15 protein-coding genes are annotated in these 17,970 nt (G+C 60.0%); 9 read left to right on the plus strand and 6 right to left on the minus strand.

Going from position 1 to position 17,970, the window contains the following annotated elements:
* Window positions 1–43 precede the first annotated feature (43 nt).
* From JQ597_RS09745 to JQ597_RS09760, 4 genes are all read right to left on the minus strand, one after another.
* Window positions 44–1,117, minus strand: coding sequence for a branched-chain amino acid ABC transporter permease (locus tag JQ597_RS09745; protein ID WP_212210107.1), 1,074 nt, complete (start codon window positions 1,115–1,117; stop codon window positions 44–46).
* 6 nt (window positions 1,118–1,123) lie between these two features.
* Window positions 1,124–2,017, minus strand: a complete 894-nt coding sequence (locus tag JQ597_RS09750; protein WP_212263968.1) for a branched-chain amino acid ABC transporter permease — start codon at window positions 2,015–2,017, stop codon at window positions 1,124–1,126.
* A 265-nt stretch (window positions 2,018–2,282) separates the two neighbouring features.
* Window positions 2,283–4,214 carry a long-chain fatty acid--CoA ligase gene (locus JQ597_RS09755; protein WP_212263969.1) on the minus strand — a complete coding sequence of 644 codons (1,932 nt, stop codon included), beginning with the start codon at window positions 4,212–4,214 and terminating at the stop codon, window positions 2,283–2,285.
* Window positions 4,211–5,026, minus strand: a complete 816-nt coding sequence (locus JQ597_RS09760; RefSeq protein WP_212263970.1) for an ABC transporter ATP-binding protein — start codon at window positions 5,024–5,026, stop codon at window positions 4,211–4,213. The genes JQ597_RS09755 and JQ597_RS09760 overlap by 4 nt, the downstream gene beginning before the upstream one ends.
* A 418-nt stretch (window positions 5,027–5,444) precedes the next feature.
* Here JQ597_RS09760 and JQ597_RS09765 point away from each other — a divergent pair, with 418 nt between their 5' ends.
* The 3 genes from JQ597_RS09765 (at window position 5,445) to fcl (ending at window position 8,448) form a co-directional block, all read left to right on the plus strand.
* Entirely contained in the window at window positions 5,445–6,119 is a 675-nt protein-coding gene (locus JQ597_RS09765; RefSeq protein ID WP_212263971.1) for a Crp/Fnr family transcriptional regulator, read from the plus strand.
* 306 nt (window positions 6,120–6,425) lie between these two features.
* On the plus strand, window positions 6,426–7,511 hold the full coding sequence (gene gmd, locus JQ597_RS09770; RefSeq protein WP_212263972.1) for a GDP-mannose 4,6-dehydratase: 1,086 nt from the start codon (window positions 6,426–6,428) through the stop codon (window positions 7,509–7,511).
* On the plus strand, window positions 7,492–8,448 hold the full coding sequence (gene fcl / locus JQ597_RS09775) for a GDP-L-fucose synthase (protein WP_283813407.1): 957 nt from the start codon (window positions 7,492–7,494) through the stop codon (window positions 8,446–8,448). Before gmd ends, fcl begins: the two co-directional genes overlap by 20 nt.
* Before the next feature lie 18 nt (window positions 8,449–8,466).
* On the opposite strand, the gene JQ597_RS09780 is transcribed toward fcl, so the two are convergent.
* A complete protein-coding gene (locus JQ597_RS09780) occupies window positions 8,467–9,318 on the minus strand; it encodes a uroporphyrinogen-III synthase (RefSeq protein ID WP_212263973.1) in 852 nt (283 codons plus the stop codon).
* Between the two features lie 141 nt (window positions 9,319–9,459).
* On the opposite strand from JQ597_RS09780, the gene purU reads away from it, so the two are divergent.
* Entirely contained in the window at window positions 9,460–10,323 is an 864-nt protein-coding gene (gene purU / locus JQ597_RS09785; RefSeq protein WP_212263974.1) for a formyltetrahydrofolate deformylase, read from the plus strand.
* A gap of 128 nt (window positions 10,324–10,451) precedes the next feature.
* Here purU and JQ597_RS09790 read toward each other — a convergent pair whose 3' ends face one another.
* Entirely contained in the window at window positions 10,452–11,360 is a 909-nt protein-coding gene (locus JQ597_RS09790; RefSeq protein ID WP_312011086.1) for an SDR family oxidoreductase, read from the minus strand.
* A 480-nt stretch (window positions 11,361–11,840) separates the two neighbouring features.
* Here JQ597_RS09790 and JQ597_RS09795 point away from each other — a divergent pair, with 480 nt between their 5' ends.
* The 5 genes from JQ597_RS09795 to asnB are packed head-to-tail and all read left to right on the plus strand — an operon-like array spanning window position 11,841 to window position 17,934.
* The gene (locus JQ597_RS09795) at window positions 11,841–12,902 is read left to right on the plus strand and encodes a Gfo/Idh/MocA family protein (RefSeq protein ID WP_212263975.1); all 1,062 of its coding nucleotides are present in this window, start codon (window positions 11,841–11,843) and stop codon (window positions 12,900–12,902) included.
* On the plus strand, window positions 12,899–13,363 hold the full coding sequence (locus JQ597_RS09800) for an acyltransferase (protein WP_212263976.1): 465 nt from the start codon (window positions 12,899–12,901) through the stop codon (window positions 13,361–13,363). Before JQ597_RS09795 ends, JQ597_RS09800 begins: the two co-directional genes overlap by 4 nt.
* A 31-nt stretch (window positions 13,364–13,394) precedes the next feature.
* Window positions 13,395–14,495: a DegT/DnrJ/EryC1/StrS family aminotransferase gene (locus JQ597_RS09805; protein ID WP_212263977.1), complete on the plus strand. Its 1,101-nt coding sequence runs from the start codon at window positions 13,395–13,397 to the stop codon at window positions 14,493–14,495.
* Between the two features lie 52 nt (window positions 14,496–14,547).
* Window positions 14,548–16,092: a lipopolysaccharide biosynthesis protein gene (locus JQ597_RS09810; RefSeq protein WP_212263978.1), complete on the plus strand. Its 1,545-nt coding sequence runs from the start codon at window positions 14,548–14,550 to the stop codon at window positions 16,090–16,092.
* A gap of 3 nt (window positions 16,093–16,095) precedes the next feature.
* On the plus strand, window positions 16,096–17,934 hold the full coding sequence (gene asnB / locus JQ597_RS09815; RefSeq protein ID WP_212263979.1) for an asparagine synthase (glutamine-hydrolyzing): 1,839 nt from the start codon (window positions 16,096–16,098) through the stop codon (window positions 17,932–17,934).
* Window positions 17,935–17,970 lie beyond the last annotated feature (36 nt).

Here is a 17,970-nt window from a genome sequence, read left to right on the forward strand (position 1 = left end):
GGGTCTTTTGTTGAGGTCTTTTGTCGTCGGTCCCGTTCCTTCCTCAATGCGAGAACGGGTAGAGTTTCCAGTAAGCCTTGATGCGCCGCCAGCGGTGCGCGAGCCCGTCCGGTTCAAAGACCAGAAAGATGATGATGATGATGCCGATGGCCATCTCGCGCAGGAAAGCGATGTTGTTTTTCAATCCCAGGAATTGGTCGATCGGGCTGTCGCGCAGCGCGACGCTGAGCCATTCCATCGATTCCGGCAGCAGCACCATGAAGGCCGTGCCCATCAGCGTGCCCATCACAGAACCGATGCCCCCGATGATGATCATCGCGAGAAAAATGATCGAGCGGTCGATGCCAAAACCTTCGTTGGAGACCACCTGGTTGTAATGCGCATAGAGCGCGCCGCCGACGCCGGCAAAGAAGGCGGCGAGGCCGAACGACAGCGTGCGGTATTTGGTGAGGTTGATACCCATGATCTCGGCGGACAGATAGTGGTCACGCACCGCAACCAGCGCGCGGCCGTCTCGCGAACGGATCAAATTGGTCACCAGTAGATAGCAGACGATGACGTAAGCCAGCACGACGTAGAAATATTTCTTATCGCCGCGCAGCGAGTAGCCGAAGATCGAGAACGGCTCCGCGCTCGCAGGCACGCTGCCGCCGGTGAACCATTCGGCGCGCGCAAAGAAATCCAGCAGGATGTATTGTGCGGCCAGCGTTGCGATCGCGAGATAGAGTCCCTTCAGGCGCGCCGCGGGCAGCCCGAAGATCAGGCCGACCGCTGCCGTGACCACGCCTGCGAGCGGAATGCAGAAGAACACCGGGATGCCGAACCGATTCGACAGATAGGCGGAAGTGAAAGCGCCGAACCCGAAGAAGGCGGCGTGGCCGATCGAGATCTGGCCGGTGAACCCGACCACGATGTTGAGGCCGAGGGCTGCGATGCCGAAGATGCCGATCTGGATCAGCAGGCTGAGGGTGTATTCATTGAGAACATGCGGCGCAAAGCAGATCAGGATGATGCCGACGATCATCGCGTTGCGGCTGGTCCTGGTTGGAAACACGGTGGTGTCCGCCGCATAGGTGGTGCGGAAGTCGCCGGCGGGGATCAGGGTCTGGGTTGCCATGATGGATTACACCCGCTCGATGTCTTTGGTGCCGAACAGGCCATAGGGCTTGATCATCAGGATGATGATCAGCGCATAGAACGGCGCGATTTCGTACAGATTGCCCCAGTGCAGGTACTCGCTGTCGAGGAAGTGCGCGAAGTTCTCCAAGAGGCCGATGATGATGCCGCCGAGCACGGCGCCGCCGACGCTGTCGAGGCCACCGAGGATTGCCGCCGGAAACACCTTGACGCCATAGGCTGAAAGGCCTGCCGAGACGCCGTTGACGACCGCCACCACGACGCCGGCCACCGCTGAAACCGTCGCCGAGATCGCCCAGGCCATTGCGAACACGCTCTTGACCGAGATGCCGAGCGACTGCGCCACCTGCTGGTTGAACGCGGTGGCGCGCATCGCGAGGCCGTATTTGGACAGGCGGAAGAACCATGCCATGCCCACCATCATCGCCAGCGAAACCGCAAGGCTCATCAAATAGACGGTCTGCACCTGCAGTCCGAGGATGTTGACGTTCTGGGTGGTGAAGACGCGCGGAAACGGCTGCAGATTGACGCCGAATATCCATTTCATCAGCGCGGAGAACACGGTGGACAGCGCAATTGTCACCATGATCACCGAGATGATGGGTTCACCGACCATCGGGCGCAGGATCACCACCTGGATGGCGATGCCGAACAGGAACATGAACACCAGCGTGATCGGCATGCCCAGATAGAACGGCACCTGGTATTTCGTCAGCAGCCACCAGCACACCCAGGCGCCGATCAGCAGCAATTCGCCTTGCGCGAAATTCACCACCTGAGTGGCCTTGTAGATCAGCACGAACGACATCGCGACCACGCCATAGAGCGTGCCGACCACGAGGCCGTTGACCAGGAGCTGGATCAGAAGCTGGGTGTTCATGCGAATTGACTCGTGAGAGGCGCGGGCTTCCCCTCTCCCCTTGTGGGAGAGGCAAAGGCGGCCACGGGCCGCCGTTCTAAAAGAGGACGCCGATGCTTTGCATCGGCTACGGCGAAGCGAAGACGGGTGAGGGGTTGTCTCCGCATACGCATGTGTGGAGAGAGACCCCTCACCCTAATGAGTGGGTTTTGAGCGGCGGTGTAGCCTTCTCCCACAAGGGGAGAGAGCGCACCAACTGGCACCGCGATGTATTTGAGCTGGGTGTTCATTCCGCGGCCTCCGCGAGTGGCGCGTTGGTGCCGAGATCGACCACCCGCAACGTGGTGCGGATGCGCTGGGTGGTGCCGTCCTGGAAGCGGATCACGGTATCGACGGGAATGTCGCGTTTGCCGCCATAGATCGCGTCGATGATCCCGGCATATTTCTCGTTGATGACGCTGCGGCGAACTTTTCGGGTGCGGGTGAGCTCGCCGTCGTCGGCGTCCAGTTCCTTGTAGAGCAGCAGGAAGCGCGAGATGCGCTGCGCCGGCGGCAGCGTGGCGTTGACGGATTCGACCTCCTTGCGCACCAGTTCATACACTTCGGGGCGCGAGGAGAGGTCGGTGTAGGTCGTGAACGAGATGCGGTTCTTCTCCGCCCATTTCGAGATGATCGAGTAGCGGATGCAGATCATCGCGGCCAGCGCGTCGCGGCCGGCGCCGAGCACGACGGTCTCGGCGATGTAGGGCGAGAACTTCAGCTTGTTCTCCAGATATTGCGGCGAGAAGCGTTCGCCGCGCGAAGTCTCGGCGAGATCCTTGATGCGGTCGATGACCACGAGCTGCTGGTTGTCGTTGAAATAGCCGGCGTCGCCGGAATGCATCCAGCCGTCCTTCATGTCGGCGGCGGAGGCTTCCGGATTCTTGTAATAGCCGAGATACATGTTGGGGTGACGCACCACGATTTCGCCGACGCCGTTGATGTCGGGGTTGTCGACGCGGATTTCGATGTCGGATGCCATCGGCACGCCCGTCGTATCCGGATCGACCTTGCCGGCCGGATGCAGCGTGTAGGCCCCGAGTAATTCGGTCTGGCCGTAGAGCGTGCGCAGCGGCACGCCCATGGCCTGGAAGAATTTGAACGTATCTGGCCCGAGCGCCGCGCCGCCGGTGGCGGCCGAGCGCAGCCGCGTGAAACCGAGGCGGTCGCGCAAGGCGCGGAACAGCAGTTGGTCGGCGAGCAGGGACTGCTTGCCCTCGGCCAGCGCCGCCAGGCCCGCCTTCATGCCGAGGTCATAGAGCTTTTGCTTGAGCGGCGAGGAGTCCATCACGCCGGCGCGGACATCGGCGGCGATCGATTCCCAGACCCGCGGCGCGAACAGCACGAAGGTCGGTGCGATCTCGCGGAAATCGTGCATCATGGTCTCAGGCTCTTCGACGAAGTTGACCTTCATCCGGCAGAGCAGCCCTTTGCCGAGGGCGTAGACCTGCTCCATGATCCAGGGCAGCGGCAGCACCGAGACGTATTCGTCATCCGGCCCCTTCGGATCGAAGCTGAGATACGTCGCGCAATGGCGGAGCACGCGCCCGGCGGCCAACATGGCAAGCTTGGGATTGGCCGTGGTGCCTGACGTGGTGCAGAGGATCGCGACATCCTCGCCTTTTGTGGCGTCCACCAGGCGGTCATAGAGGCCGGCCTCGCGCGCGGCGCGGTCGCGCCCCATCGCCACTAACTTGTCCGCTTCCATCAGGCGCGGGTCGTCGTATTTCCGCATGCCGCGCGGATCGGAATAAACGATGTGCTTGAGGTTGGGCACGCGCTCGGCAAGCGCCAGCAGCTTGTCGACCTGTTCTTCGTCCTCGGCGAACACCAGTTTGGCTTCGCCATAGCTCAACAAATAGGCGGCTTCCTCATCGAGCACGTCGCGATAGAGGCCAAGGCTCATGCCGCCGATGGCGTGCGTGGCGATCTCGGCCGCCATCCAGTCCGGCCGGTTGTCGCCGATGATGCCGATGACGTCGCCGCGGCCGAGCCCGAGTTCGACCATGCCCAGCGCGAAATCATGCACCCGGGTCTGGTAGTCGTTCCAGGTGAAGACGCGCCACAGCCCGTGATCTTTTTCGCGTAGCGCGATCTCGCCCCCGTGCTCCTTCGCGTTGAGGCGGAGTAGCTTCGGATAGGTGTCGGCCTTTGCGGCGCGTCCGGCGTAATCCATCATGCCGCGCTCTCCGCCGGCGTGTCGTCCGGATCGACCAGGGCTTCGTCCTCTTCACCGAGATAAGCGCGTTTGACGTGGGGATCGGCCAGCACCGCGGCCGGGTCGCCCTCGGCGATCTTGCGGCCGAAATCCAGCACCATGACGCGATGGGAGATATCCATCACTACGCCCATGTCATGTTCGATCATCATCACGGTCATGCCGAACTCTTCGTTGAGATCGACGATGTAGCGCGCCATGTCTTCCTTCTCCTCGAAGTTCATGCCGGCCATGGGTTCATCGAGCAGGATCAGTTGCGGCTCCAGCGCCATGGCGCGCGCCAGTTCGACGCGCTTGCGCAAGCCGTAGGGCAGGGTGCCGGCGGTCGCCTTGCGCACCGACTGAAGGTCGAGGAAGTCGATGATCTCTTCGACCTTGCGGCGGTGCTCGAGTTCCTCGCGCCGCGCGCCGGTCAGCCAGTACAGCGATCCCGTGATGAAGTTGTTCTTCAGCAAATGGTGCCGCCCGACCATGATGTTGTCGAGCACGCTCATATGGTGGAACAGCGCCAGATTCTGGAAGGTGCGGCCGATGCCGAGCGAGGGTCGCGCATTGGGATTGAGGCCGGTGATGTCCTTGCCGCGATAGAACAACTGACCCTCGGTCGGCTTGTAGCGGCCCGAAATGCAATTGACGATCGAGGTTTTCCCGGCGCCGTTCGGGCCGATGATCGAAAACAACTCGCCATCGTTCACGCCGAAACTGACTTCGGTCAGCGCGCGGACGCCACCAAAGCGCAGTGATACCCCGCGCACTTCCAACGTGTAAGCCACTCATTCCCTCCAGATACGGCGCTTAGGCAGCGCTCTTTATCTCTTCGTCAATCGCTCTCGCGATCCTACATCGACGGGTACCGCCAAGCCATCCGACTAATGATGCCGCGCGCCGCGCGATGCCTTCGTCGTCCTGCTCGCCGGGATCACATGCGCGGTAACGCCGCACCCGCAATCTCCGTCGTTTCCCGTGCGCCACCAGCTTGTCCGGTTGGGCCGTAAGCCGGCTGGGCGCGAGGTGGCTCTCAATAATGGAAAGCGTTACGTTGAAATGTCATGTGCCTGACAATTGGCCAGCAAATTTCGACGGCGTAACGTGCTTGCGGTCCTCCACCGATCGCGCGGAACGGGTACCCGCGGCTGCTGTTGCAGTGCAATATGACGAAGGCAGAGGTCGCAGGCGATAGTTGATGAGATCATGATTGCTCCGGATTCCCTGAAACGCATCGCATCCTGGTCACGCGAATTGAACGATCGCGAGATCGAGCTCGCGCGCGCCGGCATCGTCGAAAAATCCTACCGCGCCAATGAATTCATCTTCATGCGCGGCGACCCCTTCGAATACTGGACCGGCGTTGTCACGGGTCTGGCCCGGATGGGGATCGTATCCCGCGGCGGCAAGGCCGCCAGCTTTGCCGGCCTGACGGCGGGCGCCTGGTTCGGAGAAGGCTCCGTGCTCAAGAACGAGCCCCGGCGCTACGACGTGGTGGCGTTGCGCGACACGCGTCTGGCGATGATGAACCGCACGACCTTCATCTGGCTGTTCGAGAACAGTGTCGGATTCAATCGCTTCCTGGTCCGGCAACTCAACGAGCGTCTGGGGCAGTTCATCGGGCTGCTCGAATACGGCCGCACGCTGGACGCGACCGCGCGCCTGGCGCGGTCGATCGCTTCCTTGTTCAATCCCATTCTGTATCCCGACCTCACGCCGCATCTGGAGATCACGCAGGAGGAAATCGGGGCGCTGTCGGGCATCTCCCGGCAAAATGCCAACCAGTGCCTGAAGCGGCTGGAGAAGGAAGGCCTGCTCCGGCTCGAATATGGTGGGGTGACCATCATCGATCTCGATCGGTTACGCCGCTATGGCGAGTGACGCCGGAAATCCGCGCACCGCGGGTCGTGTTTCTAACTGGAATAGGTTTACCGGCGGGCTGGCCCGCACTGGGCGCCTAAAGGTCTGATTCCAAACGGTTTTAGGATTAGACTCCGCCGGGGCCGGATGCTATGGCCTGCGCCGCGTGGTTGAAGCCCCTTGCGCGTCCGGTTCGGCTGGGCGAATGGGGCTGCGAGGGGCTTTGCCGGCCTGCGGACGTACCCGGAAGGGTTGGGGTGTCCGGCGGCCGGGGAACTTACTGGCGTTCGCGCTGCCTTGAGGCGGCGCCGGGGTGTTGGAGAGAAAATGGCGGATCAAGATTCGAAGCCGCGCGTCGCGCTGATTACGGGTGTCACCGGCCAGGACGGTGCCTATCTGGCCGAGTATCTACTCGGTCTCGGTTACACCGTGCACGGCATCAAGCGCCGCTCGTCCTCGTTCAATACGGCGCGGGTCGACCATCTCTATCAGGATCCGCACGCCGGCAACGTGCCGTTCCTGATGCATTACGGCGATATGACCGACTCCACCAACCTGATCCGGCTGATGCAGCAGATCAGGCCAACGGAGATCTATAACCTCGCCGCGCAAAGCCATGTCGCCGTCAGCTTCGAGAGCCCGGAATATACCGCCAATGCCGACGGCATTGGCGTTCTGCGCCTGCTTGAGGCGATCCGGATCCTCGGCATGGAAAAGGAAACGCGGTTCTACCAGGCGTCGACTTCGGAACTCTACGGCCTGGTTCAGCAAGTGCCGCAGAAGGAAACTACGCCGTTCTATCCGCGCTCGCCCTACGCCGTTGCCAAGCTCTATGGCTACTGGATCACGGTGAACTACCGCGAGGCCTATGGCATGTTCGCTTGCAACGGCATCCTGTTCAATCATGAAAGCCCAATCCGTGGCGAAACGTTCGTAACGCGCAAGATCACGCGCAGCGTGGCCCGGATCGAGGCCGGCCTCGAGGAAGTGGTGCATCTCGGAAATCTCGAGGCCAAGCGTGACTGGGGTCATGCACGCGACTACGTCGAAGGCATGCACCGGATATTGCAGATCGATGAACCCGACGATTTCGTGCTTGCGACCGGAGAGACCCGCTCGGTGCGCGAATTCGTCGAACTGGCGTTCGCGGAAGTGGGCCGCACCATCGAATGGCGCGGCGCGGGGGTCGATGAGCAAGGCATCGACAAGAAGTCCGGCAAGATCGTCGTGCGCATCGATCCCATGTATTTCCGGCCGACCGAAGTCGATCTTCTGATCGGCGATGCCAGTAAGGCGCGGGAGAAACTCGGCTGGAAGCCGAAGACGCCGTTCGCCCAGTTGGTCAAGGAAATGGTCGCAGGCGATCTTGCGACCGCAAGACGAGAGGTTGCCAATGGCAAGAGTTCCGTTTGAGCTGAAGGGCAAGACGGTTTTCGTCGCCGGGCATCGCGGAATGGTCGGTGCGGCGCTGGTGCGCCGGCTCGCACAGGAAGACGTCGAACTGCTGACGATCGCACGCGCCGAAGTCGATCTGCGCGACCAGGCCGCGGTCAACAAATGGTTCGCCGCCAAGCGCCCGCAAGCAGTGTTTCTGGCGGCGGCAAAGGTTGGCGGCATCGTCGCCAACAACACGCTGCGGGCTGAATTCCTCTACGACAATCTGGTGATCGCGACCAACGTCATTCACGCGGCCCATGTCAACGCCACCGAAAAACTGATGTTCCTCGGCTCCTCCTGCATCTATCCCAAGCTGGCCCCGCAGCCGTTGCACGAAGATTCCATGCTGACGGGACTGCTGGAGCCGACCAACGAACCCTACGCGATTGCCAAGATCGCGGGGATCAAGATGGTCGAAGCCTATCGCAGCCAGTACGGCTCCGACTTCATCAACGTGATGCCGACCAATTTGTACGGCCGCGGCGACAATTATCATCCCGAATACAGCCACGTCGTCGCTGCCTTGATCCGGCGCTTCCACGAGGCGAAGGTTTCGGGTGCCAGGAACATCGTGGTCTGGGGCACCGGCACGCCGCGGCGGGAATTCCTCTATGTCGATGATCTTGCCGACGCCTGCGTCCATTTGATGAAAACCTATTCCAGCGGCGAGCTCGTCAACATCGGCCTCGGCGACGACATCACCATCGCCGAATTCGCCCGGCTCGTTGCCGCGACCGTCGGCTATATCGGCGAGATCAGCTACGATACTTCGCGGCCGGACGGGACGCCGCGCAAATTGCTCGACGTCAGCCGGCTCGCCAAGCTCGGCTGGCGCGCCAGCACCACGCTCGAGGACGGCCTCAAGCTGGCCTATCAGGCCTATCTGAGCGAATCGAAGCAAGCGGCCGAGTGATCGCTGCCGAGTGGTTGCTTAGGACGCCTTCGCAGCCCTCGCACGCGGCGGGTTTTTTCCCAGCGCCGCCGCCATCGCCGATATCAGTGGCCTCATGAAGTAGGCGTCTTCGGCCGGCGATATGTCGGCGCGCAGCCCGTGGGATTTCAGTTCGTCGGAAACCACGGGGCCCACCGAAGCAATCGGCGTCTGCGCCAACCCTTCTCGCAACCGTGCCTCGCATCCTCGTGCTCGCGCGACTTCGACGAGGCGGCGAACCTGGCCCAGATTGGTCAGCGCGATCGCATCGATGCGACCCTGTGCCATCTCGTCGATGGCGGTGACGATGTTGGCGTCGGCGGCCTGCGCGTCATAGACATAGGGCAGTACGATATCGACCTCGGCGCCCTGCGCCTTGATCGCGTCGACCAGTACGCTGTGATCCTTGTCCGGGTAGAGCTGCAGCCCAAGGCGGTGGCCACGCAGGTCGATGCGCGACAGCATCTCGGCGATGCCTTCGGAGGTCGGCTTTTCCGTCGTCACCTGCGGCTCCAGCCCGACTTCGCGCAGCGCACGGCCCGGTTTGGGGCCGCGCGCGAATTTGCGGGTCTTGCCAAGTGCGGCCACGAATTCCGGTTCGAGGCCGATGCGGCGCACGACCTTCATCAGGCGGCGGAGACCTTCGCCGGTCATCAGCACCAGATCGTCGCAAGGCGCGGCAACGAACCGCCTGATCCAGGCTTCGATCGGCGCCGGATCGGGCGCGTCGTGAATGGTGAACATCGGACATTGCAAGACGTCCGCGCCTTGCTCGGTGAGCAGGCGGGAAAACTGCGCTTCCTCGCGCGTTTCCAGGATCAGGATACGGTAGCCGTTCAGTCTGTCAGCCATGGCCTCGCTCCAACGCCAATCGTCGTGCTTTGTTCATCATGACCCCGGTTTCCGGATTGGCGCAAGCCGGTTGGTGGTGATAGAGCAGGGCGCCAAACGAGCGTTCCACGTCTCTGCCAGAATTGTAATCAAGCCCGCGCCATGCCCGACCATCAGTTCGTCCTGACCCTGTCCTGCCCCGACCGCCCCGGCATCGTCTCCGCGGTGTCGACCTTTCTCGCCCATAACGGACAGAACATTCTGGACGCCCAGCAGTTCGACGATATCGAAACCAAAAAATTCTTCATGCGGGTGGTGTTCACCGCCGCGGACCTCGCGGTCGAACTGGCGGCGTTGCAGACCGGCTTTACCGCGATCGCCGACCGCTTTGGCATGGACTGGCAGATGCGCGATCGCGCCAGCCGCCGCCGGGTGATGTTGCTGGCTTCCAAATCGGATCATTGCCTGGTCGATATCCTCTATCGGTGGCGCACCGGCGAACTTGAGATGATCCCGACCGCGATCGTCTCCAATCATCCGCGTGAGACCTATGACAATCTCGATTTCGGCAAGATCCCGTTCCACTATCTGCCGGTCACCAAGGAGACCAAGCGCGAGCAGGAACAGGCGGTCCTGAAACTGGTGCAGGACAGCGGCACCGACCTCGTGGTGCTGGCGCGCTATATGCAGATTCTCTCGGACGAGATGTCAGAAGCGCTTTCGGGCCGCTGCATCAATATCCACCACTCGTTCCTGCCGGGCTTCAAAGGCGCTCGGCCCTATCACCAGGCGCATGAGCGCGGCGTCAAACTGATCGGCGCGACCGCACACTATGTGACGCGCGACCTCGATGAAGGCCCGATCATCGACCAGGACGTCGAGCGCATCAGCCACCGCGATACTCCGGAAGATCTCTCGCGCAAGGGCCGCGATATCGAGCGCCGCGTGCTGGCCCGCGCGATACGCCATCACCTCGAAGATCGTGTGATCCTCAACGGCCGGAAGACAGTGGTATTTGGCGACTGATGAGCGAGCTATCCGGCTAGAGCGTTTTCCAGCGAAGTGGACACCGGTTCGCGTCAAGAAAATGCGTCAAATCAAGAATCTAGAGCCCCGTTCCGATTCCATCGGAACGGAAAAGGCTCTAGTCGACCCTAGTCGAAGGTCGGAAAGAAATTTCTTGGCTTCCATCCGAAGTCGCGTACCGCAGGCGTTGAATCGAAGGCCATATCCTTCATCATCCGGATGCCCATTGCGGCGTTAGCGCTTGGGAACAATGGCTTGGCGACGACAAATCCTGCTCGCCACAAGACTGGTGGTATTGAGAGTGTCCGTCGCGGCAACTTCATCCCGTCAAAAATTCGACCGATCATCTCGCGGTAGGTGAGGGTTTCGCCGCCGGGCAACGAGTATATCTTGTTTGCAGCGGCTTGACTGAATGCTGCGGAGACCGCTCCGATGGCCAAGTCCTCCGCATGCACAGGCTGCCGCAAACCCTGCGCTCCCCCGACGAGAGGCATAAAGCCAAATTTCCGAATAAGCCGCGATAGTGGCGTAATATTGCGATCCCGTCCTTCGGCATAGATGAGTGTCGGCCGCAATATGGTCCATTCAATGCCGGCCTGTGAGCAGATACTTTCGATGTTTCGCTCCGCTTCGGCTAGCCTGGTCAAGGTTGCTCGTTCGGAAGCAATCTCGCTATCAATTTTTGTAAGGACGCTTGTCGAGGTGAAGACAACAATTCGCTTCAGGGAAGGATTCAATAGATATGGCAGAGCGCTGGACAACAGCGCAGCACTCGCCGTGCAAAACAGGGTCGTAAATGGTGGAAATTTGAAAGCTTCAGGTTTTTCAAGGTCACCCAAAAACCAATCGATCCCCGTCCCATCTTGCGGTGCCCTTGACAAGGCAAGGGGTCGTTGACCGCTGCGGACCAGGCGTTCAACGATGTAGCCGCCGACAAGGCCGGTAGCTCCTATAACCAGACTCTTCGTCTCAGTTTTGTTGTGTTCAGCTGGTTCATCCAATCCTAGCAAATCATACCGCTCCCAGAATTCAAGCACCCGCGACCGGTCGATGGTCGAGAGTTATCTCCGTTGTTCCGCTCTTCAGCCGGTATAGACCGGTCACATTTCGCGGCATAGGGCGGAAGGAGCGATCCAGGCTTGAAATCACGTGCGCGATAGGAGTGTTATCGACAATGCAACTTAAGGGTGTTGAAAGGAGCGCTTCGTACAGCGGTGCGATGTGGTATAATGAGACCGTTGCCCCATTGCGCGTCGGTAGGTGTCCAAGGGCGCCCTGCGTCGCAGGTGCTTCACCATTGACGTCAGTGCGGTCGCGCTTGGCCTGACCCGCAATACTGGTAACCAGGAGCCTCAAAGCGATGCAAGCTGTTGAAAAACATAGCTGCTTCGGCTATCCGATGAAAATGGTTCGGCGGGGTGGGCAAGTTGATTTTGCGATACCCGTGTCGCACGGGATCGAGTAGTCCCGAATTGACTTCGAAAGCTCTTCGTGGCGAACCGCAAATTGGGTGATCAGTGATCAAATTTGGCTTGCTGGGGTGCGGACGTATCGCAAAGCGTCACGCTGATCTTCTTGGCGGCGGCCATATCGCTGGGGCCAAATTGGTTGCAGTCTGCGACGTCGTGCGCGAGCGGGCCGACACGATCGCCTCGCGGTTTGGCGTGCCGGCGTTCTACAGCATTGATGAATTTCTGAACCACAAGGACATGCAGGCGGTTTCGGTGTTGACGCCCAGCGGGATGCATCCGGCTCACGCCATTGCCGCGGCCAAGGCCGGCAAGCATGTCATCGTCGAAAAGCCGATGGCGCTCCGGCTCGAAGACGCCGATGTCATGATGAACGCCTGCGATGCTGCTGCCGTCAAGCTTTTCGTCGTGAAGCAGAACCGGTTCAATGTCCCCGTGATCAAGGCGCGCGAAGCGCTCGAGGCCGGTCGCTTCGGACGGTTGATCCTGGGAACCGTAAGGGTGCGCTGGTGTCGTGATCAGGCCTATTATGATCAGGATAAATGGCGTGGAACCTGGGCCTATGATGGAGGCGTTCTGGCCAACCAGGCAAGTCACCATGTTGATATGCTCGAGTGGTTCTTCGGCGACGTGGTCAGCGTACACGCCCGGGCAGCAACCGCGCTGGTGAACATCGAAGCCGAAGACACTGCAGTGGCGACGCTCAAGTTCAAGAACGGTGCGCTCGGAATCATCGAGGCGACAACGGCAGTCAGGCCAACGGATCTCGAAGGCTCGTTGTCAATACTCGGTGAAGGGGGAGCAGTTGAGATTGCCGGGTTTGCCGTCAACAAGATCCGGCACTGGCAGTTCTCAAAGGAGCTTGATTCAGACAGAGAGGTTGTCGAAAGGTTCTCGGTTAATCCGCCAAACGTCTATGGTTTCGGCCACCAGGCCTATTACGAACATGTCGTCAAATGCCTCAACGATCAGGGTCCCGCGCTTGTCGATGGCCTTCAGGGTCGAAAGAGCCTTGAATTGATATCTGCGTTGTATGAATCCATCGAGACCGGCAAGGAAGTCTCTTTAAAGTTTGCCCCGCAATTATGCCGTCTCGGCGAACTGCCATGAACGAGCCCGAAATCCGACAGGTGGGCATGCGTGACGTGGTATTCGGTGCTCGTGTCATCATCGTCGAGCCGTGCAATCTTTACGGTTGCGAAATTGGCGACGATTGCTTTATCGGCCCGTTCACCGAAATCCAGAAATCGGTACGGATTGGATCGCGAACGCGCGTTCAGTCCCATGCGTTTGTTTGCGAGCTTGTCACGATCGGCGACGATTGCTTCATTGGTCATGGGGTGATGTTCATCAACGACACGTTTTCGACGGGTGGCCCGGCGCGAGGCCGCAAAGAGTTGTGGCGCCACACGAAAATCGGAAATCACGTCTCGATCGGGTCGGGGGCGTCAATTCTTCCGGTTGAAATCTGCGACAATGTTGTGATCGGGGCCGGCGCGGTCGTTACCAAGGACATTACGTTGCCCGGAAGCTACGCCGGAAATCCGGCGCGTCTAATTCGGCGCCATTGACAGCTACTGGTTCGAAATGAGGCTCCATCCCATGGCCGTGCCCTACGCCGACCTCCATCTGCAATATGAGAGCATCAAGTCGGAAATCGATGCCGCGATCGCCGCCGTCATTCGTGACAGCTCCTTCATACGTGGTCCATACGTCGACAATTTCGAAACTGCGTTTGCGGCCGCCGTCGGCGCCCCCCATTGCGTGTCTTGCGCGAACGGAACGGACGCTCTTTACGTCGCGATGCGGGCTTTGGGAGTTTCGCCCGGCGATGAGGTGATTACGACCGCGTGGTCCTGGATCAGCACATCGGCCATGATTACGCATGCCGGCGCGAACGTCGTCTTTTGTGACACTGACGCCGGCAGCTACACGATCGATCCGGCCGCGATCGAAAATGCCATTACGCCGCGGACGGTGGGAATCATTCCGGTCCATCTTTACGGTCAGCCGGCCGACATGGACGCGATCATGCAGATCGCGCGTCGACACAAACTGTGGGTGATCGAAGACTGCGCTCAGGCTCATCTGGCCGAATACCGAGACCAGCAAGTCGGCACGTTTGGGGACGCTGCGACCTATTCGTTCTATCCCGGGAAAAATCTCGGAGCGATGGGAGACGCCGGCGCAATTGTTACCGGTCGCGCGGATCTTGCCGAACGAATGGCAATGTTGGCGCGACACGGTGGCCTTGTCAAACATCAGCATCGTATCGAGGGCATCAACAGTCGTCTCGACGGCATGCAGGCCGCTATCCTTTCGGCAAAGTTGCCACATCTCACTCGGTGGACGCAGGCTCGGCAGGCGGCGGCAACGGTTTATGATGCCGGCCTCAATCAGATCGAGGACGTTGTTGTTCCTCAGGTGGCTCCGGACCGCACCCATGTGTATCATCTTTATACCATCCAGCATCCGGAACGCGACAAGCTCGCCGCCCACCTGAGCGCAAACAACGTGCAAACCGCCGTCAACTACCCGGTGGCTCTTCCGTTTCTGGAGGCCTATGGACGATTGGAGCATCGTCCAGAGCAGTTTCCGAATGCGCATCGGGCTCAAAGCCGGATTTTGTCATTGCCGATGTTTGCGGAAATCACGGCGCCGCAACAGAAGACCGTGGTCGATCTCATTCGCGCCTTCGGTTAGTCGTGCTGCGCAGTGCAGGCGATATCGATTATGAAATGGCTGCGCAATTCTCATGAAAAGCGGCTCCCGACTGCTGGCAAATTCGACCTGGAATGCCATGGCATTCCTCGTCAGCATCGGGCTGAACTTGCTGATCTTGCCGTTTGTCGTCGGTAAATTGGGCGTTGCATCCTTCGGGATGGCGGGGCTTGTCGTCGCCACCATTGCGCCTGCGCTCATTTTCAGTGGCTCTCTCGCCATGATGTCGACGCGCGAATTTGCCCGAACGCTCGCCATGGCAGCGCGCCATGAGACCCGACAGTTTTTTGCAACGGCTCTGTTTCTCAGCCTGGCGGTAGGAATTCCACTTGTGGGCCTTTTTTGGCTCGTCGGCCCGGCCTTTGCGCAGCGCGTTTTTCATCTGGGCGGTGACCTGGCGGGCGATCTTTTCGCTGCGTTCGCTTTCGGTGCCGTGGGGTGGCTTTTCCAGTGCATCGCCGGCGTGTGCCTGGCGCTGTTCACGGCCCATCAAGATTACGCGCGGCTGGCTCTGGTGAGCGTCGCAGGCAGCGTGGCGTCGACACTTTCAATGCTTCTATTGATCCCGCACTGGCCGCAGGCGTCGACTTTCGTGGCCTGTCAAATGATCGGTTTTGCAGTCAATCTCCTGCTGTCGATGCTGCTGGCGCGGCTGCTATGTCCAGATGTGGTGGCGTTTCCAGCGCTGCATTCCAGATCACTGCTAACTCTCCTGCACATCGGCAAATGGCAGGCGCTGGCGCAGGGCGGTGGATTGGTCGCCGGACAGGCGGAACGCTATTTGCTCGGCATGTTTCTTCAGCCGCAAAACGTCGGATACTATTCGATCGCGCTGCGTGCGGAGGAAGCGATTTACATTGGTGTTCTCAAGATCGGCGAGATTCTGTTTCCATTTTTCAGTGCATTGCAGGGCGAGAGCGACGAGCGCGTCGGCGACCTGTTTTTTCGTGCATCATGGATACTGAACGTGCTGGCCGTAACCGCGCTCGGAGCTCTTATTCCTGTGGCGGGTAATGTGCTGTACCTATGGACCGGCCCGGAAGTTGCGGCCGAAGGCCAGCGCGTGCTGATCGTGCTGGCCTTGGCAGGCATCCTTGGCAGCGGTACCAACGTTTTCACGTTCTATCTCCTGGCGAAGGGCAGGACACGCGCGAACGCCGCGATATCGCTGGTCACCGCGCTATTCACCCTCGGAACCAGTGCGATGGCGCTTCCCTATTTTGGATGGCCGGCGGCGGGTTGGAGTGCATGTGCCGGCGCACTGGCCCAGATGGTTTTCATGACGCTGCTGCTGCGGCGAAGTTTCGCCTTGCCGGACATCGGGTCGCGGGTTTTGCATTTTGTCCTGATGCCGATTGGAGTCGGGGTCGTCGGTGCAATCCTGTTGCGAGTCTGGATTACGAACTATGGGATAGATCAAGGTGCCGCTTTGTGGGAGGTTGCCGGCTATTACGTTCTTTCGGCCGCGGCGATCCTGATGGCGGTCATTGCCGTTTCCAGCATCGGGCCCTATGGAGCAATTTGCCGGCGGGATCTGTATCGCATCGTAACACGGTTTCTTCCCGCCCGGAGCTTCTGATTCATGTGCGGTATTGCTGGTATCGTCGATCTGCGCGGCGAAGCTGTCGCTCCATCTGCCATCGAGAAAATTACCGGCCTGATCGCTCACCGCGGTCCCGACGGTGCTGGATTTTGGTTCAGCGATGACAAGCGGATCGCGCTCGGACATCGGCGTTTAGCGATTATTGACCCCGGCGCCCGTGGCGATCAGCCGATGCATTCGGGAGATGGCCGTTTTGTCATCGTCTACAATGGCGAGGTCTACAATTTCCTAGAATTGCGGGCAGAGTTGCAAGCCGCGGGCGTCCCGTTCCGCACCGAGTCCGATACGGAAGTTATCCTCGCTGCCTGGCAGGCGTGGGGACCGGACATGCTCCTGCGCTTCAACGGAATGTGGGCCCTGGCGATCGCGGACAAGGTATCCGGCGACGTTTTTCTCGCCCGCGACCGGTTCGGCATCAAACCATTGCTTTACTCGATTTCGGACGGCCGCCTGGTGTTTGCGTCGGAAATGCGCGCCATTGTTCGATCCGGACTGGTGCCTACCGACATTGATGCAGATGCTGCGCGCCGGATCATGGTCGATGCCTTTGGCATTGAAGGAAGCGAGCGGACCCTGCACCGGGAAATCAAGCGGTTGCAGGGAGGGCACCATCTTTGGATAAGGGGCGGCCGTACCAGCGTTACGCGTTGGTGGCGTACGCTGGATCATCTGCCCCAGTTACCTTCCACCGAGGCTGAGCGGGTCGAACGTTTCGGCCAGATTTTTCGAGATGCCGTGGCTTTGCGCATGCGCAGTGACGTGCCGATTGGCACTTGCCTGTCCGGTGGATTCGATTCCTCTGCCATCATTTGTACGATGTCCGAAGCCGAGAAGAAGGGGATGGGGTCGCGCGGCAATCATGCGTGGCGGCACGCCTTTGTCGCGTCGTTTCCGGGATCTCCCAACGACGAACGGCCACAGGCCGAGGAAGCCGCGGCCTGGGCCGGTGTTGAGCCCATGATACTGCAAATCGGTGATGACGACGCCTTGCGGGATTTCGATCGCGTGCTCGAAGACATGGACGAGGTCTACATTGGCCTGCCAACGGCCGTCTGGTTGATCTATCGGGAACTGCGTCGCCAAAAAGTGCTTGTTTCGCTCGATGGCCATGGTGCTGATGAATTGATGGGGGGCTATCTGCAGGCGGGTGGTACAGCGGCGTTTTGGATGCGTAACGTTCTTTCTGGAATCATGGAGCGCTGGCCGTTTTTGGCAAACGCGGTGGATTTTGCGCGCGCGGCGCTGCTCAAGCGACGAGGCCATTTTTTTCTGCGGGGCGGGCTTTCCTCGCTTCCACGGAGGTTCGCGGTGGTTGGTGATGAGGACCGTTTGCCGACCGAGTGGGGTTCCTTCAATCGCAGGCTCTATCGTATGCTCCATGGAACCGTTCTGCCGACAATCCTGCGCAACTTCGATCGCCTGTCGATGGCGCACGGGATAGAAGTGCGGATGCCTTTTCTGGATTGGCGGCTGGTGACCTATGCGGTTGCCCTTCCGGAAGAGGCCAAGTACGCCGACGGATACTCGAAGTTGATTGCGCGTCGAGCCATGGCCGGCTGCATGCCGGAATCAATCCGGACCGCAAAGCGAAAAATCGGCTTCAATTCGCCGATGCCGGAATGGTTGAACGGTCCGCTTTCTTCCTGGACCGCATCCCTGCTTGCAAAGAAGGTTGAGGCCTTCACGGAACTGGTCGATGAGCCGGCGTTCGAGAAAGCAGTTTTGAAACTGAATCGTGACAGGTCGTGGGATTGGGAGTCGGCGGGACGGATCTGGCCCTATCTCCATATGAAGTGGGTACTGGATCGCCTGCCGTGATGGCGTCTTGAAAGAGAAGATTATTTCTAATCCCTT

Origin of the sequence: Bradyrhizobium sp. AUGA SZCCT0177, assembly GCF_018130125.1 — a bacterium.
GTDB lineage: Bacteria > Pseudomonadota > Alphaproteobacteria > Rhizobiales > Xanthobacteraceae > Bradyrhizobium.

Bases quoted from the DNA above. Each gene is read 5' to 3' on its own strand.
- purU (WP_212263974.1), top strand. From the start codon at position 9,460: ATGCCCGACCATCAGTTCGTCCTGACCCTGTCCTGCCCCGACCGCCCC.
- JQ597_RS09800 (WP_212263976.1), top strand. From the start codon at position 12,899: ATGAACGAGCCCGAAATCCGACAGGTGGGCATGCGTGACGTGGTATTC.
- JQ597_RS09750 (WP_212263968.1), bottom strand. From the start codon at position 2,017: ATGAACACCCAGCTTCTGATCCAGCTCCTGGTCAACGGCCTCGTGGTC.
- JQ597_RS09780 (WP_212263973.1), bottom strand. From the start codon at position 9,318: ATGGCTGACAGACTGAACGGCTACCGTATCCTGATCCTGGAAACGCGC.
- JQ597_RS09745 (WP_212210107.1), bottom strand. From the start codon at position 1,117: ATGGCAACCCAGACCCTGATCCCCGCCGGCGACTTCCGCACCACCTAT.
- asnB (WP_212263979.1), top strand. From the start codon at position 16,096: ATGTGCGGTATTGCTGGTATCGTCGATCTGCGCGGCGAAGCTGTCGCT.
- JQ597_RS09755 (WP_212263969.1), bottom strand. From the start codon at position 4,214: ATGATGGATTACGCCGGACGCGCCGCAAAGGCCGACACCTATCCGAAG.
- JQ597_RS09765 (WP_212263971.1), top strand. From the start codon at position 5,445: ATGATTGCTCCGGATTCCCTGAAACGCATCGCATCCTGGTCACGCGAA.
- JQ597_RS09810 (WP_212263978.1), top strand. From the start codon at position 14,548: ATGAAAAGCGGCTCCCGACTGCTGGCAAATTCGACCTGGAATGCCATG.
- gmd (WP_212263972.1), top strand. From the start codon at position 6,426: ATGGCGGATCAAGATTCGAAGCCGCGCGTCGCGCTGATTACGGGTGTC.
- fcl (WP_283813407.1), top strand. From the start codon at position 7,492: ATGGCAAGAGTTCCGTTTGAGCTGAAGGGCAAGACGGTTTTCGTCGCC.
- JQ597_RS09805 (WP_212263977.1), top strand. From the start codon at position 13,395: ATGGCCGTGCCCTACGCCGACCTCCATCTGCAATATGAGAGCATCAAG.